Origin of the sequence: Enterobacter cloacae complex sp. ECL414 (assembly GCF_021869685.1) — a bacterium.
Lineage (GTDB): Bacteria > Pseudomonadota > Gammaproteobacteria > Enterobacterales > Enterobacteriaceae > Enterobacter > Enterobacter kobei.
In genome coordinates, this window is record NZ_CP091481.1 from 3,344,074 (window position 1) to 3,361,280 (window position 17,207).

The 17,207-nt window shown below is 53.5% G+C and carries 16 protein-coding genes; all 16 read right to left on the reverse strand.

Annotation, left to right across the window (positions count from 1 at the left end; genetic code table 11):
* Window positions 1-456, reverse strand: coding sequence for a type VI secretion system baseplate subunit TssE (tssE, locus tag L3068_RS16030; RefSeq protein WP_045269247.1), 456 nt, complete (start codon window positions 454-456; stop codon window positions 1-3).
* Window positions 456-1,001 (reverse strand): type VI secretion system lipoprotein TssJ, encoded by a 546-nt coding sequence (gene tssJ / locus L3068_RS16035; protein WP_117580775.1) that lies wholly within the window; start codon window positions 999-1,001, stop codon window positions 456-458. The genes tssE and tssJ overlap by 1 nt, the downstream gene beginning before the upstream one ends.
* Window positions 979-2,064: a type VI secretion system baseplate subunit TssG gene (tssG, locus tag L3068_RS16040; protein ID WP_063861988.1), complete on the reverse strand. Its 1,086-nt coding sequence runs from the start codon at window positions 2,062-2,064 to the stop codon at window positions 979-981. Before tssG ends, tssJ begins: the two co-directional genes overlap by 23 nt.
* The gene (gene tssF / locus L3068_RS16045) at window positions 2,028-3,782 is read right to left on the reverse strand and encodes a type VI secretion system baseplate subunit TssF (protein WP_117580773.1); all 1,755 of its coding nucleotides are present in this window, start codon (window positions 3,780-3,782) and stop codon (window positions 2,028-2,030) included. Before tssF ends, tssG begins: the two co-directional genes overlap by 37 nt.
* Before the next feature lie 40 nt (window positions 3,783-3,822).
* Window positions 3,823-5,421, reverse strand: coding sequence for a type VI secretion system protein TssA (gene tssA / locus L3068_RS16050; RefSeq protein WP_117580771.1), 1,599 nt, complete (start codon window positions 5,419-5,421; stop codon window positions 3,823-3,825).
* Entirely contained in the window at window positions 5,421-8,876 is a 3,456-nt protein-coding gene (locus tag L3068_RS16055; protein ID WP_014884697.1) for an ImcF-related family protein, read from the reverse strand. The genes tssA and L3068_RS16055 overlap by 1 nt, the downstream gene beginning before the upstream one ends.
* A complete protein-coding gene (locus L3068_RS16060; protein WP_495369337.1) occupies window positions 8,863-9,990 on the reverse strand; it encodes a KPHS_23130 family T6SS system protein in 1,128 nt (375 codons plus the stop codon). Before L3068_RS16060 ends, L3068_RS16055 begins: the two co-directional genes overlap by 14 nt.
* Complete coding sequence (locus L3068_RS16065; protein WP_014884699.1) at window positions 9,987-10,244, reverse strand: PAAR domain-containing protein; 258 nt, start codon at window positions 10,242-10,244, stop codon at window positions 9,987-9,989. Before L3068_RS16065 ends, L3068_RS16060 begins: the two co-directional genes overlap by 4 nt.
* A 14-nt stretch (window positions 10,245-10,258) precedes the next feature.
* Complete coding sequence (locus L3068_RS16070; protein WP_014884700.1) at window positions 10,259-12,712, reverse strand: T6SS phospholipase effector Tle1-like catalytic domain-containing protein; 2,454 nt, start codon at window positions 12,710-12,712, stop codon at window positions 10,259-10,261.
* Window positions 12,700-13,233: a Tli1a family immunity protein gene (gene tli1a, locus L3068_RS16075; protein ID WP_014884701.1), complete on the reverse strand. Its 534-nt coding sequence runs from the start codon at window positions 13,231-13,233 to the stop codon at window positions 12,700-12,702. The genes L3068_RS16070 and tli1a (L3068_RS16075) overlap by 13 nt, the downstream gene beginning before the upstream one ends.
* Before the next feature lie 181 nt (window positions 13,234-13,414).
* Window positions 13,415-13,948: a Tli1a family immunity protein gene (gene tli1a / locus L3068_RS16080; RefSeq protein ID WP_014884702.1), complete on the reverse strand. Its 534-nt coding sequence runs from the start codon at window positions 13,946-13,948 to the stop codon at window positions 13,415-13,417.
* A 182-nt stretch (window positions 13,949-14,130) separates the two neighbouring features.
* Window positions 14,131-14,664 carry a Tli1a family immunity protein gene (tli1a, locus tag L3068_RS16085; protein WP_014884703.1) on the reverse strand — a complete coding sequence of 178 codons (534 nt, stop codon included), beginning with the start codon at window positions 14,662-14,664 and terminating at the stop codon, window positions 14,131-14,133.
* A gap of 182 nt (window positions 14,665-14,846) precedes the next feature.
* Complete coding sequence (gene tli1a / locus L3068_RS16090) at window positions 14,847-15,380, reverse strand: Tli1a family immunity protein (protein WP_014884704.1); 534 nt, start codon at window positions 15,378-15,380, stop codon at window positions 14,847-14,849.
* Window positions 15,381-15,561: 181 nt separating this feature from the next.
* Window positions 15,562-16,095 (reverse strand): Tli1a family immunity protein, encoded by a 534-nt coding sequence (tli1a, locus tag L3068_RS16095; RefSeq protein ID WP_014884705.1) that lies wholly within the window; start codon window positions 16,093-16,095, stop codon window positions 15,562-15,564.
* A 64-nt stretch (window positions 16,096-16,159) separates the two neighbouring features.
* Window positions 16,160-16,246, reverse strand: coding sequence for a YceK/YidQ family lipoprotein (locus L3068_RS25345; RefSeq protein ID WP_117580769.1), 87 nt, complete (start codon window positions 16,244-16,246; stop codon window positions 16,160-16,162).
* A 178-nt stretch (window positions 16,247-16,424) separates the two neighbouring features.
* The gene (tla1, locus tag L3068_RS16100; RefSeq protein ID WP_014884706.1) at window positions 16,425-17,207 is read right to left on the reverse strand and encodes a toxin Tle1 chaperone Tla1; all 783 of its coding nucleotides are present in this window, start codon (window positions 17,205-17,207) and stop codon (window positions 16,425-16,427) included.

A 17,207-nucleotide genomic window follows, 5' to 3' on the forward strand; every position in this document is an offset into this window, starting at 1 on the left:
TTACAGACGAGTTTTCGTATCGAGATATTGCTGTTGCTTAAGATGCCGCAGGAGAACCCGCCCTTCCGGCATAAACTCGGTGCCGTAGCGCACCAGGCCGATACCTTTGAGCTCAGCATCAATGGCATAACGCAGCTCGCCAGGTACGTTTTGCTCCAGCAGTACTACATCTATCCTTTTCAGGCGGGGTTCATATTTGAGCAGGACAGCCGACAGGGTGCCCATCAGTTCATGGGCGGTACCTGGCATACCCTGGAGGATTTTGGTCATATCCGGCAGGCCATAATCGGGCAGATGCGCCAGCGTGCCGGCGCGGCAGTTGAGAACGCGCTGCATGTTATCCAGTACCGACAGAATGACCTGATTTTCCTCGCTGACCTGGCAGAGGTTCAGGCCACCGGTGAAATTCCCGGTTAGCATTTCATACAGCGACGGCGTGTTATGTCCCTGGGGCATTAGTCGTCCTTAAGTGGTTGCAGTGTCAGAGAGTTATCGCAAGCCTCCAGAATGCGGGGTTTGTCCGGATCCAGTTCGCTGCGGTTGATTACCTGCTTCCAGGTATTGTTGGTCATATCCGGATGGCGAAACAGCCCCACCACAGCAACAAACTGTGCCGCTTCTTCCATGGGCATATCGAGGTTTGCATCACCGCCCGGTTTCACCACGACATCACGACTCGCCAGCAGGTCCTCTTTCAGAAGGGTGGCATCATCCTGAAGCAGTTGCTGATAGACCGTCTTATCAAAGGTTTTGCGGTCTTTGAGCTGGTAAATCCGGACCACTACAGGTTCAGACAACGAATGATTTTCCCGGGAGTCGGTGTTCAGCGCCTCACGTGCGGTGAAGTCCAGATGCAGTACTTTAATTTTTTTATAGAACACGGCATTAAACGCTGACCTGGTACCGTCAGTGACGCTCTGCGTCACTCCGCACCCCGTCAGAGAGAGTGCCATCAGGGGCAACAGCCAGCGCGTGGTCTTAGTTAAACTTGTACGTAACACGTCGGTTTCCTTGTTGTGGTTTCGCAGGCTCCAGCCCGCGGTAATAACCCAGCTCTGTCGTAAAGGTCTCAGGGATGTCATCAGGAAGGCTGTCAGCTTCAGCTCCCAGCACGCCGTTCATTCCCAGCCAGAAAGGATTTTCGCCTAAAGGAGGGGCGGCCAGCAGTCGGACAGGCGTGGTCAGGGTGATCCTGGCCTTAAACCGCCATCCCAGGTACACCCGCAGCATCACCAGAAAATCCTGATACAGCAGACCATCCGGTTTCCAGCCCTGCGCTTCCTGTTCGTTATCGGTCTTGAGTGCGACCAGCAGCTGGCTGCCCGCATCCATTGCTTCGTCCCCTAAAGGCGTATTGCCATCAAGCAGGAAATCGTCATTACCGTAAAAACCCAGAGGCTTACCGATCTCCACCGGTCGAAGGCAGTACGGGCTGACCTTTACGCGGGTATCCGGAGCAAGCAGGCTCACCAGTGCCTGCATCCCTTCCTGGGTTTTGCCTGGCTGCTGCAGAACACCCAGCAGCGCCAGAAAGCGCGACACTGGCGTGGCAATATGGTTTGCCGTACCCGGTATACCCAGCCCCACCAGGCCCAGCAGCGACTGTGAAATGCTGTCGCTACCGCCCGGTTCAAACGTGGCAGGATAGGAGTATTTACGCCAGATGCGGTAAAACTGCGTCAGGATGCGGTGACTGAAGATATCCAGAAAGCCCTGCAGCGCGTCATGCCCTTCCCGTCGCTGCGTAATGTCATCGAGATAGGCCGTCGGTAGCGGTGAGTCGACGCCGTACATCCCCATAAACGTGGTGCGAATAACCGGCGGCTTGCCGCTATCATCCTCATCGTATTCAACCGCTTTCAGCTCGCTGGCCGGGAACCCCATCCCCGGATGCGGCGCAAAGCGTACCGGGTCATCCGCCGGATGGCTGGTCGATCCCATCAGCGGTCTGCCAGGATAACGTTTCTCCAGCAGCTGGCATAAACGGTAAAAGTTGATGCGGTGAAGTTCGGCTTCCAGCCGCGGGGTCAGCCGGGAATGCGCCGGTTGTGCTTCTCTTCCCATTCCAGGCGTTCTCCGGTCGGTTGCAGAATAATAATCAGGCGGTTAAACAGATAGATATCGGTATAGAGCGCAAAGAAGCGGCTCAGCATCTCGCCGAACAGACAGATGTCGCCGCGCCCGGCAAAACCGTGGCTATCGAGCGTGACTTCAATCTGCACGCCGCGAACAAGGTAACCCTGCTCGAAGCGCTCGGTTTCGCTGTGCTTCACATCAATGATCGCTTCCAGGCGACGGCGATTCATCTCGCTGTCGGTCCACTCATAGAGCGCCAGGGTGCCGCGCAGCACGTCGGCGTTGTCCATCATCGACAGGAAACCGCTGCCAAGGTGGCTCAGCACGCGCCAGTGGAAACGGTCCTGGGCCGGGGGATAACAGGGAAGCGTTGGCGCACAGAGGTTACGTACGGCGATGCTGGCTGACGTGGTTTTCATCACCGTATCGAGCACGGTGCTTTGCAGCGCCCGTCGCGGAAGCTGGCCGTTGGTGCCGGTGAGCGTCAGGGACAGGCTCTCGTCTGCCGGTACCGTGTGGTTATCAAACGCTTCACCGCCAAGAATAAGCCAGGTATTGTGCAAACCCGACGGGCCGCGACGCACGCGGGTGTGGTAATAATATTCCGGCGCTTCATGGCGCATCATTCCGCCTTTGTGGCGGAAGCTGGAAAACGGCACGTAGGTATGCTGACTCGATGACATCACTGAATCGACCGCGTAAATCTCTGTATGACCGTCCTGCACGCGCATCGGCCGCAGCAGGTATTCAGTTTGCAATGAGTTGAGCGTAAGCGGGTCAGATTCCAGCGGGAACAGGTTTATCACCGGCACGCAGTTCAGGCGCAGATGCTTTTCGGTAAAGCTGAAGTCATACTCCCAACGTTCCGCCAGCACCACGTCGATTTCAAACCAGGGAAGTTCAGCCGGAAAGACCACGCTTTCCAGACCACGCAGGCCGGTGAACATGAATTTCTCGCGGAAGGTGAAGTACTCCAGCAACAGCTGATATCCGCTAAAGCTGCTGCTGCCCTTCGGCCACAGGTCGTCGTCATCGCCAAATCCCAGCGCGGTGAAATACCCGTCGAGCGGTTTTCTGTCCATGCCGCCTGGCATCCGTAGCCACAGGCGAGCAACATTCATGGTAAAAGCTTCATGCATGGCGCAGGCGAGTGGTGCATCAGCGTTAAAGTAAAGCGGGATCTGGCTGAGATCGACACGGCTCCAGTCGGCAAGAGGGCTGCAGTTGAAGCGCAGGCTGATAACTGAACGCCCATCAGGATCGGTCGACAGGCGGGCGTGCTCCAGCGACAACGGCTGAAGGGTAATCTCTTTGGTGGTGGTGTACCGGCAGCGCGTGCCCTTCTCGCCGATTGGCCGTGAATTAACCTCGAAGCCTTTGACAATTCGCATCTGCTCTTTCATTTCACGCCAGTCAGGGGTGAATTCCACCACCGACATCGACGGAATCGTACGCAGGTAGTGCGGCCATAACAGGCTGACCAGCCCTTCGGTCAGTTCGGGCAGATCATCGTCGAGTTTCTCACGCAGCCGACCCATCATGAAGGCAAAGCCTTCAAACAGGCGCTCCACGTACGGGTCCCGCGCGCCCGCTTTATCGAGGTTGAGCATTGCCGCCTGCTCGGGATGAGCACGGGCAAACTCTTCTCCGGCTTCCAGCAGATAGCGCATTTCGGCGTCGTAATAACGCAGGGTTAAATCGTCCATAAGAACCTGAATAATTATGTTTTAAATGTAAGCCAGCGTTTTACCCGCAAAGCACCGCACTGCTTGCCGGATCGAGCGCAATCAGACCGGACAGAAGCAAATCCATCTCAGGCTGAAGCCGTGATTTATCGGTTTCGCTGCGCGAGGCTTTCATGCGCAGCAGTCTGAGTCGGCGGGATTTGACTTCAAACAACAGCGCCGGTGTCCACTGCGTGAGGGTGATGGATTGTGCTGTACTGTCCAGCTCGCCCAGCAGATGGAGGGCAAGTTCATTTTTGCCCTTCTGCTCGGCTATACGCGCCATCAGCAGGCGCAGCAGCCATTTGTCTTTTATGGCGTCGGTGCCCGGGCGGGTCTGCAGCCAATGGAGTGCCGCGTCCAGACCGTCCGTGTCCGCTTTCTCCAGCGCTTCCGGCTCGAGGGTCAGGATATCGTTATCCTCTCCACTGCCGGCACTGACCGGCTCATCCCGCCAGCCGGACATATCGTCCAGTACGCTCTGATTAATCCAGTTCAGCGTGACCTCATCGGCAAATGGCGTCCCGTCATTAAAAGCCAGGGTTTCCAGTCCGGTAAGGCGGCGCAACAGCCCTTTCAGGTCGGCGTTGATGATGTCGGCCAGCACATCCTGCCCCAACTTCACCAGCGCCTGATGGATATACCACTGCAGATCCAGCCAGAGGTGATTAGCGCCACGCGAGAAGGTGCTGTCCGCCTGCTCCAGTATCTCCAGCCAGCTCTGCTGCAGGTACAGGCGTTTCAGCATCGCCCGCTGGTCTGCCCGGGGTGGTTCAATGCGTGTTTTCCCTTCGGCATCCGGTGCAGGAATAGCGCTCAGGGTGTCATGCCTCAGGCTCTTCATCAGCCGGTGAGCGGCAAGCCAGCCATCGGGTTGTTCACGCAGATACCCGGTCAACGTGCGTGCCTGCGCCAGCAGATCCTGACCGGACGTGATGCGGCTCATAACGGGTGCGTCAGACTCCGTCGAGTACGAAGCCGGGAGTTGGGACTGATTACCGGCATTCTGAGGTACCACGGCATCCACGCCCCCCGCCTTCATCAGGCGGGATTCCAGCGCGCTGTACAGGGCATTCAGCTCGGGTCGTGACGTTTCCGGCTCTGTTTGCAGAGCGTCATGGATGAGCAACAGCGCGCCTGCCGTGCGAAGGGCATCATCGCGGACCACTTCTGGCCAGAGTGACAGGCTGTCAAGCAGACGAGAACCTGCAAGCCACTCAAGCGCGGGCTTACGGCTTCGCTCCCGCTGCGGATGAAGTTGCGTTCCGTAGCGCTGCAGCAATCCCGCCACTAACTCAAGCCCTTCGGCAAAGCCTGTTTCACCATCCTGGTGCAATCGCGCCCAGCAGTAATAGGTCGCAATGCGGATATCTTTGGCGGTAGTCGTCAGCAGTTTTTCGGCAAGCGTACAAATCAGTCCCGTATCGATACCGGAGAGTTTATTCACCTCCTCTCTTATACGCTGGAAATCATCGTCATACCCGGGATCTTCTCCTGTTACACAGGCCTCATTTACCGGGGCAAGCCAGGGTTGCCAGCTTTCCGCGCGTGCCTGAGCCTGCTTTCGCAGCTGGGTTTCGTCCGCCTGACAGGCGGCAATCAGATTCTGCAGAGTGTCCATTATTCGCTTTCGTCCATGTCATTGTCTTCGGTGTTCGCCATCAGCGCCTGAGCCGTGGCCGCGCTGTCGACGCTAAAGATCTCATCCGGCAGCGTGAAGCCGCGCAAAGCCAGTAGCGCCAGCGGCCCACTGCCAAGCTGTGAACGCAATACCCATTGCAGGGTGCGACCATCCGGGGCGGTGAAATTCATCATCCACTGACTGCGGTCGAGCTGCTGGCGCTTGCTCTGATCCAGCCAGCGAATAAAGCCCCAGGTTCCGCTGTAGTCGCCGAAGAGACGCGCCCCTGCGTTAACCGTGGTCCAGGTCACCATGGTTCCCGGCTTATAAGTCTCTCCCGGCCAGCGGAAGGACTGCCAGTCAGCCATCTGGTTAAAGTAATGCAGCTTTTGCCCATCAATCGTCAGTTGCGTTTCCACAACCTGTGGTACCGGACGTGCCTGCAGTTCAAAGCTGATGCCCTGACTGCCATCGGTAAACAGAATGTCCGACAGCTGGGTCAGCTGATTAATGGCGCGCAGAAACGCCGGGTTAAAGTTTAACCCCTGACTGTTGACCTTATCCGGCACCCACTGGCTGCCTTCTTTGTGCAGCACACCGCTAAGTTCCGTATTCAGAAAGCGTTCAATACGCCCGCTGTCCTTACGTATAAACTCGGCAAGCATCGGCAAGGAAACATCACTCTTACTCGCCGCAAACGGGAAGCGTCCGTCAAATGCCGTGTGCCAGTTCGCCACGACTGAACGGCTCCACTTATCATTCAGGCTGGCCGCAGACGGCTGAAGCACGGTCTCCCAGGCCTGAGTCAGCGGCTGCACAAACATCGTGCTGCCAAACCCGCTCCACTCTTCGCCAAGGCTTGCCGAAATCAGGCTGCCATACTGCTGAGTGTCAGTCAGATCCACGCTTTTGCCCTGGAACACGGTCTGCGCCAGGGTTTGCATCATCTCCTGCGGATCTGAGGCGTTTGCAACCTGCTGCAGGCGCAGGCGTACCCGGGTGATGCGGGTCAGGTACGTCTGCAGGCTCAGCGAGTTGTCAGCCGACATGACGTTGCTGCCTTTATTTTTACCCAAGAGCTGAAGCAGCGGTCCGAAGGTTTCATCCAGCGGCCCCTGCGGCCCTGACGCAGACTGGTCAATCGCAGGCTTGTCTTTTCCACCTACCAGATCCTTAGCCGATTTGAGGATCGAATCCGAAAGACCTTCGCTTTGCTGGCCGGTCTGTCCCTGCCAGGCGAGGGTATTCATCAGGGCAATCATCGGAGACTGGCGGACATCACTCATCAGGGTCAACTGGTCGGTCACATCGGCAATATTGTTTGTCGGATTGAGTTGCAGGCTGTTGAGGAAGCTCAACCAGCTGCCAGCAAAGTCGGTAAAGTAACGTTCTGTCAGACGGGCTTTGAGCGCTTCCGGCGACAGGTCGGCCGATACAGCCTTGTGTGAATCACTGAGTACCCAGTCGATTTCATCCCGACGTGAACGGGCTGCTTTCTCTATGGCCTGCTGAACGCCACCTTCCCATGCCTGACGAGAGAACATGCCCGGCACCACCTCCTCGGTGGTGAACAGTCGTCGCGCATCGGTACCGCTGGTCATGTCTTCCAGAGAGATATCTGCAAAGTTACGACGCACGGATTTGAGCATGTTCTCATACAGCGTACTTTCTGCATTGCGGCGGCCAATCTGCTGGAGCAGCACCTGACGACTCTGGCTGACCAGCTGCGCATCCGGCGTGATTTTCCACTGTGGCTGCTCAGGCAGTTCGGTGATGTAAAAGGCCCACAAGTCCGGCGACAGGCTTTGCCACAGGCCGGTTGAAATGCCCATGCGCGTAGGCTGCACGCTTTTCATCGTCTGGGCGTAATACGCGCCGTCGGCTTTATCCGGGCGAGCCATCATCAGCCAGGCTTTCAGCTGGTCATACCCCGGCTTCGCCAATTGCGCCCGCTGATCGCTGCCGGGCGCTGAGCCTACCAGCGCAGTGAGCTTCTGTGCCAGGGCGGCATTTGCCGGGTCGCGAATCAGGCGGTTGTTCGCCACGCCGTACCAGGGCAGCAACGCATCGAGCAACTGCTGGTTATGGTCAAGGCCAAAGCGCTGATACCACGGACTCCCCTCCTGAACATTGTGCAGCAGGCGGCCTGCGTCATTTCGCAGGTCATGGAGTCCCGTCAGCTGATAGTCGGATACGGAAGGATGTTCAACCAGGTTGCGGGCTTTTCCTGCGACAGAGGAGATTTGTCCGTAGTTCAGTGAAAACGACAGCAGCGTACCCGCACCCCAGATTCCGAGAATTACCATCAGCGTCCAGGCAAGGGTTTGTTCCCACGCCATACCGACACGGCGGCCACGCACACGGGTACAGTCGTCAACGATACCCTGCCAGGTCACCGGCAGAGTCAGGGCATGCTGCTGTGATTCCGGGATATATTTCTCAGGGTCGGTCGTTTTCTCTGACGTATCGGCTGGTTTATTCTCCGGCAGGCTAAACATCAGGCCACGCAGTGGAATACGCTGCTGAGAAACTGAGAGCCACGGCAACAGTTGCTGAGCCCAACGGGCGATACCGTCGTCTTTAAGGTTTTGGCCCAGGCGCAACAGGGCATCGTGACTGTTGTTTTCGGCGATTTGACTCATCCCCTGTGCCCGCAGAGTCGGCAGCATCAGTTCAAGCTGACGGAAAATATCTTCTTCTTTAGCGCGCAGGGGAAAAGTAGCCCCCACCGTTTGCTCAGGGCGTTTTGCCTGTGACCACTTGCTGTCGCACAGTTGCCACAGCCAGACCGGTGCTGAATAGCGCAGCAGCTCACTGATTTGTTCCAGGCCGCGTAAATCGCTGTCACTGATTTGTGGGGTCAGGCTAAGCGATTGCGGTATAACGCGGATAATACCGTCCAGAGGACGACTCCGACGCAGTTTACGTAGCGCGGTGTATTTTTCACGATCGGGCTCAGATGCCAGGCTCCCACCGTAAATCAGAACGGTACGGTTGCCTTCAAGCCACTGCTGCTGCCGAAGGCCTGGAACCAGTTGTTCAATGGCGGCTTCGTCGCCGGTGACCAGCAACAGGCGGACCTTGTGGCGCCAGAAAAGGGTGTAGCGTTTACGCAAAAAACGCGCGATTTCGGCTTTCAATCCCTGCTCTTTGCGCTTTTGCTCGCCACGGCTGTCTCTCTCTCCTTGCGTCGCGAATTTCTTGATTCGACATATCTGCCACAGCTGAGCCCCAAGAAAACCCAGCGCAAGGAGACAAACTAACGCAATCCAGAAAATACTGCAGGCAATCAGTACGGGCCGAACCGATTCCCAGTCCAGCGAGAGATCAACAGCGAAATACCAGTAGAAGAGACCTCCAAAAAGTATCGCCAAAGTGACAACCGCAAGCGCAATAGTCACCGTTGCGGCAGTCGAGATACTCGTGTCTGGTTTAAGGGCATTATCCTTTTCCATGTGGCTTTACTATTCCAAGAGCGAGAGTGTGTTGAGGATCGGTACTAATCCAGCCGCAAGGCTGTGCTTCGTTTTGGGCATAAAGAGCGGCAAGAGAAATAACAATAAGAGGTTCCATACTTCCCGGTATCCCCCAATAGTTATCCTGCAGGTTATGGGTGGTATTCCAGCCACATTCGTTCACCTGGGGAATTTGAGGATGCGAAAACAAAATACAGGTAGCCGGATCCTCATCAAGTTCGCATTGAGTCACGGCCCGTTCGCAGATGTTTCTTAATGGGTCTGAAGCAGAGGCGTCATAAAATTCTCCCCGAGGCATTACCACTGGTGCATCCGCACCGACCAGCCACAATGCTGCAGATTCCCCCGCGGGAAGCAGGCTATCAGGTGATGCGGGACAAGAAACGCATCCCACCACAAGGTGCTGGCTTTTCGCGTCCTCACGAAGCAGGGCTGTTAGCCTCGCAAGCGTTGCCTCTCCCTCCCAGGGTTCGGGCTGGTCAGGTAAGTTGACTCCAGGAAAAGCGTCATGCATTTGTGCGCGAAAAGCAGACCAGACGGCGGCGTCTCCCAGAAAAAAACACCGCGAGATCGCCTGCGGCATATCGCGAGAGGTCGTTTTCCACTGCATTACCAGCGCGCGAACAAGCTGCTGTTCCCGTTCCTGACTATCAGCAGAGAAGGTACGGGCAATACGCAATGTTTTCCCCCCCGTCTCATGACGTTCAACGGGGGGCCGCTGAATACGACGAAGCACCCGCTGCCAGTCCATCGTTTCCGCACCTGCCGGGCCAAGGAGCAGGATGTCTTTCAGCCCAATCAGGCTCTGATGTTCTTCCCACCACAGGTTCTGCTCATACCTGACGTTGCGCTGCCAGGCTATGGCATGGTGCGAAGAGAAGCGGAAATAAAGCAGTCGGCAAAGCCAGAGAAAACCGATGAAGACCAGAGCAAGCCACATTACTGCAAAAGCCGCAGCGCTGCGGTTTGCCTCTCCGGTCAGCGCTCCGGCACCGCCGGCAAGTAAACTAATCAATGCCCCTGCCTGCAGCCAGCGACGGTTGTTGGGTGCGCTGGCTGTTTCCCAGACAGGATATTCCGGCGCCTTCCTCACTGTTCGATACCAAAATCAGGGAAGGAACTCACCAGCGTGCAGCCACACGCGCAGCGATGCCCATGCAGGGCAATGGGCTGACCATCGGCCTCAGAGAGAGAGCTGCCCTCGGCGATAGTCGTCATACCGTGCTTGTTGCATTTAACTGCATCTCCTTTGGTCGCTATCCCCTTACCAAAGCAGAGATAATGCCCCCCCAGAACCTTACCGCCGTACTCCTTCAGAGTATCTCCTTCACGAATAACCTGTTTCATTCCATGGCTCCTGCTCAGGTTGTCACCAGCGATTGTGCTTTTTCCAGCCATCCGGACTGAATGAGTGATTTCGCCATCTCAAGGCGCTTTTCTGCGATCGTTTCGCTCTGCTGCGCAACTACCGCACCGGGTTCGGTGGTAAAGGCTTTTAACGCATCAGCATTGTCGACCATTGGGATAGCCAGTCCGGTCAGGTAATCCACTGCCTGCGATTCCAGCGTGAATAGTCCGGCCGTTGCGGCAAGGCCAGCCAATTTTGCGGACGTGCCTTTCTGCCTGAAGCTGAAGATCACCCCACCCACCACCGTGGCGGCCCCAACGATGTCACCGGCAATGGTCAACGGAGAGAGCGATTTATTGCAGTTATCACCGAAGTAGATCATCCGGTAGAGGAAGTAGCTCCCCCAGGGCTCACGCGTTCCCAGCGTGTAATGCATAAACCACGCGCGGGAATCATGTATCTGATCGTCAAAAAGCGCTCTGACCAGCCCGGCCGGGGTGTCTGCATTTGAGGCCTCCCCGAGCGGCGGGAACAATGTCGCAACCTTCGTGTCGGCTGAGGCTTTGATCAGGGCATATTCTCGCGGCCTGTCATCGATATTAAGCAGGAATATGCTGTTGTGCGGGATGGCCGCCAGCACCAGTTGCCCAATGCTGGTCGGGCTGCGGAGCTGTTGTCGATAGTCCTCGCCAAACTCCACCGATGCCTGCTTCAGCTGGGTTTGAGCGATATCCGGGTCAAAGTCCTTTATCCCGGCTTCCAGCACCAACTCATCCATTTTATCTGCAGGCTGGCTGGCGATTTTTTCTTTCCGTCGGGCCTCAACCGCCCCCTGCTTCAGGTCCCGTTTAGCTTTGGACGTTTCCAGCGCCCCCGGGTTGCCATCTTTATCCGATGCCCGCAGGTAAAACGGCGTATTAAGCATGGTGCCTTTGGCATAGCGGTCGATTCGCCACGCGGTGATCCAGGCTATCTGATTTTCAAGGGCTTTTTCGAGACTGACAGACGCTTGAGGGGGATCATATTGAGCAGCCTGTTCGTCAGTTATTTTTTTGCCTGATGGGGGGAGGTGAAGAGTGAGTTCTCGCCAGGCGTTGAAGCGGTTGATAAGGGATGTATCAACATCAAACTCGGTCAAGACATCTAAAACTAACGCCCTCCATTTATCCTTTTGAAGATCAGTAGGAAGACTTTCACCTGGAACTTTCAAAGGCGCTCCTGCATGAAATGCCCGGCAATACAAATCATTAAGCGCAATCTGAGATAACAACAAACTATCATCTTCCCCATTCGCTTTTCCCTGATCCCCCGGAGGATAGCCACCGCCAATATCTGAATGCATACCCGGATAAACTATTTCCTTACTGTTTGCCGGATATTGACCGTCAGCGCGACGAATAGAGTCCAGCGGGAAACAAAGACGCTGTTCGTGCGAGGACACCAGATGCACGCAGTTCTTAATCAATCCGCCGTAAGTTTTTTCATTTGGCAACTCCTGGGTGTTGTCGGCCCAGGACATATGCCCTTCCGCCACCGGGGCGACATGCGCAACCCCCACGGACGCCACGGTATCCAGCAGCCCAAGAAATTCCACGCTGACGGGAATTTTCAACTCATCAACCATCAGGCATTGCTCGGGCTTTTCGTCTTTGCCTGTTGGTACGGGCAACAACTCGCTCAGCCAGTTGACAAAGGCGCGCGCTGCGGCCGCCCCGCGCGAGAATCCGTATACATACAGCTTGATAGCCAACAATTTCGGCTGCGTGGGGCTAGGCTGCTGCAACGCAGGACCCAGCAAAGGCTTCAGCTTTTTTAGCTCATCGGTAAACGTTTCGTAACGATTATGGCTCCCGGTTAAACCAAAGGAGGCCCACGACGTTGCCATTGCTTCAAGGGCATCACGAGTTGCACTATCCGAAAGTTTACTGCTATCGTCATTCTTAGCAGCCAACGAACGCTTTAATGCGTCAATTATTCTCAGCAACGCCCAGTTAATTCTGTCCTCGCCCATTTTGGCAAAGGCCAGCCCCGAGGACGAATAATCAAGATCGTTTATTTCTGGGAAAGGTGTCCCGACGCCAGGGATATAATATTTATAATAGCTCCCCTTGAGACCAGAATCGGAATCGAGTAACCCGGCAGTGGAAGACACCCCACCAACAGTCCCATTGCCGATCGTGGCACGAAAAAGACGAGCGATATTGGTTGGATGTTTAGGATCAGAAAAGTAGAGATCGTTGTTCAGATTATTGCCGGTGCCATCAAAGAACAGACTAATATGCAAAGTTTTGCAGCACGGCATATCTACCAGCTTGTTTTTAGCCTGACAGAGTTCATTGCGATAAGCACGCTCCAAACTTTCCTGCTGCCTGCAGTTTTTCCCCACCAGTGCCGCCTGTGAAGGCAGGCGTCCTTGCACAGGAAATTCAGGCGGGTACCAGACCAGATCCGTGGTTACTTCGGACATACTTTCGGCTCCTTCATTTCCAGCGGTAGTTTGATCGGGTAGGACGGACTACCGTAGGTGAAACAACTGGTCGTTACCTTTACGTCATCGCAGGGTAAAAAATGCACCGTAATACCGCAGGTCTCCTGTCCTGTATAATCTGGCAGTGGTACTGTTTTGCTAAGTTCCTTGTTATTGGCCTTCTTTATTTTTAACCACGCTTTGTACTTCTCTCTATCAGCAAAACCTGGGAAACCCTCTGTTGAAGCCTCTCCTCTTTCCCAGTCTATACGTACCGTCATTCCGGGTTTCCAGACTGCAGGAACGCCGTAGCAGCAACCACCTCCGCCACCGTCAAAAGGCCCGATAGCATCGATGCCCGACTGACCGTTTACGCTGAAATGATTAATCGCCCATTTGGTATGGTTGATAGCTTCTATTGTTCCTGCGCCACCGCTTTGCGTTTGTGCCTCAGCCTTTGGCTGACTGCATCCGGCCAGTAAGAAAACACCCAGTAATACGCCTGATATTGTTATCTTCATCCTTATTTTCCTTGTATTGCGTCGTCCACTCTTACAGGTAAAATCATTTAGTTGTGCCGCCGGCTGACATAATTAAATCATTTACGGTCCGGGATAACTTTCTGTTCAGGTTATGGTCGACAGGCTTTAAACCTGCTGCCACGAGCATGAAATTCAGGTGGATACCAGACTAAATCCGTGGTTACTTCGGACATACTTTTGGCTCCTTCATTTCCAGGGGGAGTTTGATCGGATAGTTGGCATTAGCGGGTGACCAGCAACTGGTGGTAACCTTCACGTCATCACAGGGTAAAAAATGCACCGTAATACCGCAGGTTTCCTGGCCTGTATAGTCTGGTACAACTACCGTTTTGCTATGCTCACGATTCTGTGAAGTCATTTTTTTTTCCCAGGCTTTATACTTTTCTCGATCAGCAAACCCAGGAAATCCTTCCGAAGTTCCAGCGCCAGTCTGCCAATCTATGCGAACCGTCATTCCCGGTTTCCACACTGCTGGTACGCCATAGCAGCACCCACCTCCGCCACCATCAAAAGGGCCGATAATATCTATTCCGGACTGACCGTTTACGCTGAAATGATTAATGGCCCATTTGGTATGGTTGATGGCTTTTATTGTTCCCGTACCACCGCTTTGCGTTTGCGCCTCAGCCTTTGGCTGACTGCATCCGGCCAGTAAAAAAACACCCAGTAATACGCCACAGATGGTTATTTTCATCCTTATTTTCCTTGTATTGGATTGTCCACTCTTACAGGTAAAATTATTTAGTTGTGCCGCTGGTTGACATAATTAAATCATTTCCGGTTCGGGATAAATTTCTGCTCAGGGTATGGTCGACAGGCTGCACGCCTGCCGCACCTGGGCTGGAAATTCAGGTGGATACCAGACTCAATCTGTGGTTATTTCGGACATACTTTTGGCTCCTTCATTTCCAGGGGGAGTTTGATCGGGTAATTTGCATTAGCGGGAGACCAGCAACTGGTTGTGACCTTCACATCATCACAGGGTAAAAAATGCACCGTAATACCGCAGGTTTCCTGACCTGTATAATCGGGTACTGCTACCTTTTTACTGTGTTGGCGTTTAAATGAATCCATTTTTTTCTGCCATTTTAAGTATTCATCCCAATGGTCATAGCCAGGAAAACCTTCTGTTCCTCCAACACCGGTTTCCCAGTCAATTCTGACTGTCATTCCTGGTTTCCATGTAGAAGGTACACCGTAGCAGCATCCTCCACCGCCTCCCTGAAATGGTCCTATAATATCTATTCCGGACTGACCGTTTACGCTGAAATGATTGATGGCCCATTTTGTATGGTTGATCGCTTTTATTGTTCCCGTACCACCGCTTTGTGTTTGCGCCTCAGCCATTGGCTGACTGCATCCGGCCAGTAAAAAAACACCCAGTAATACGCCACAGATGGTTATCTTCATCCTTATTTTCCTTGTATTGGATTGTCCACTCTTACAGGTAAAATCATTTAGTTGTGCCGCTGACTGACATAATTAAATCATTTCCGGTTCGGGATAAATTTCTGCTCAGGGTATGGTCGACAGGCTGCACGCCTGCCGCACCTGGGCTGGAAATTCAGGTGGATACCAGACCAAATCCGTGGTTACTTCGGACATACTTTCGGCTCCTTCATTTCCAGCGGAAGTTTGATTGGATACGACGGGCTACCGTAGGTAAAACAACTGGTTGTAACTTTCACATCATCACAGGGTAAAAAATGCACCGTAATACCGCAGGTCTCCTGTCCTGTATAATCGGGAACAGAAACTGTCAGACTATGCTGTTTCTTTTGTGCATCGATTTTAGCTTTCCATGCGAGGTACTTTTTTTCATCTGCAAATCCAGGAAAACCAGCAGAAGAACCCTTGCCGGTTTCCCACTCTATACGTACCGTCATTCCGGGTTTCCAGACTGCAGGAACGCCGTAGCAACACCCACCGCCACCGCCGTCAAAAGGCCCGATGGCATCGATGCCCGACTGACCGTTTACGCTGAAATGATTAATCGCCCATTTGGTATGATTGATCGCTTCTATTGTTCCTGCGCCACCGCTTTGCGTTTGTGCCTCAGCCTTTGGCTGACTGCATCCGGCCAGGAATAAAACACCCAGTAATACGCCTGATATTGTTATCTTCATCCTTATTTTCCTTGTATTGCGTCGTCCACTCTTACAGGTAAAATCATTTAGTTGTGCCGCCGGCTGACATAATTAAATCATTTCCGGTCCGGGATAACTTTCTGTTCAGGTTATGGTCGACAGGCTTTAAACCTGCTGCCACGAGCATGAAATTCAGGCGGGTACCAGACTAAATCCGTGGTTACTTCGGACATACTTTCGGCTCCTTAATTTCCAGCGGTAGTTTGATTGGATACGACGGGCTACCGTAGGTAAAACAACTGGTTGTTACCTTTACGTCATTGCAGGGTAAAAAATGCACCGTAATGCCGCAGGTCTCCTGTCCTGTATAATCTGGCAGTGGGACTGTTTTGCTGTGTTGGCGATGCTGATCCTTTATTTTTTTTGCCCATTCCAAAAATTTCTTTTCATCCTCATACCCGGGAAAATCATCTGAACTGCCGACTCCTGTTTCCCAGTCAATTCTGACCGTCATTCCGGGCTTCCAGACCGTAGGTGTCCCGTAGCAGCAACCACCTCCACTACCATCAAAAGGCCCGATAGCATCTATGCCCGACTGACCGTTTACGCTGAAATGATTGATGGCCCACTTGGTATGATTAATCGCTTCTATTGTTCCTGTACCACCGCTTTGCGTTTGTGCCTCAGCCTTCGGCTGACTGCGTCCGGCCAGGAATAAAACACCCAGTAATACCCCACAGATGATTATCTTCACCCTGATATCCCTTCATAATTTAAGACGCATTCGGAAATCATTGCTGATGCGCCATATTTTCGAATTAATGACTCACCATACACATTGCATCAACAGGTAATGTCACAGTATCCAGCACGGCAGAGAAAGGAACATCAAGCCAGAAAGGCAATGCTCAAATAGCCATATCCACCATTTTCTCAGTCCCCTGATAACACCCTGAAGCATGTTCGGATATAGAACCGCAACCACTTTAAAAAAATATAAAAAATCAGCACAGCTATTTTATTCATTCTTGTTCCAGGTTTTGACACACAAAAACCAGGAAAAAAAGTAAATGCAATTTAGTATCAGGTTTGACTACCCAACTGGGTCACATAGTTGAGTACCCAGGCATCACGTTCATCATCAAATAATACGCCCGCCAGGGTAGCGTTAACCATCCCCTCAAAGCATGCCCTGAGTTCAGCCTCTTTTGTGGTGAAGGTATTTTCCGCGAGCAATTTTTGGGCGACAAAACGTTTTGCATCACATAAGCACATAAATTTTTCGTACTGGCTATCGCTGAAATCCAGTTGCTTAACAACCTCCTCACGCTTCGGGATATTTCCTCGCCCTGTTATCCATACTGAGTGCCCATCACGATCCTGCCATCCCCAGCATATTACGGGTCTTTTAAGTTGCTCCTGCTGCTCAGCGCTCAGAATATCCGTAAAAAGATAAGAAAAAATGCGAGTATCCCAGAACCGAAAAATTCCTTCCCTGCCTTCTTGCCGGGCATTGGCGATTTCTGTAAGCCACTTACCCAATTGGGAGAATGACCATGAAGAACATAAAACCAGTAAAGGCGCCGTGGAGGACATTTCTTTTGCAAGCGCCTGAAGCCAGTTCCATTGCTGGAGATCGTCAAACATAACCCGCACCAGCAGAGGAGCATCTTCGGGATAAATATCCTCCGGCAAGCCCTTATAGAGCGACAGCCATTTAATCTCAGGAGAAAACCCCGAGAGCGCGGGTATGACGGAATAATCCAGACCACATTGATCAACAATGACATCAATGTAGTTGTGTCCAATCTGTTGGCAAAGCCGTCGGGTACTTTGCAGCACGTCTTCATCATTTACATTCGGCAC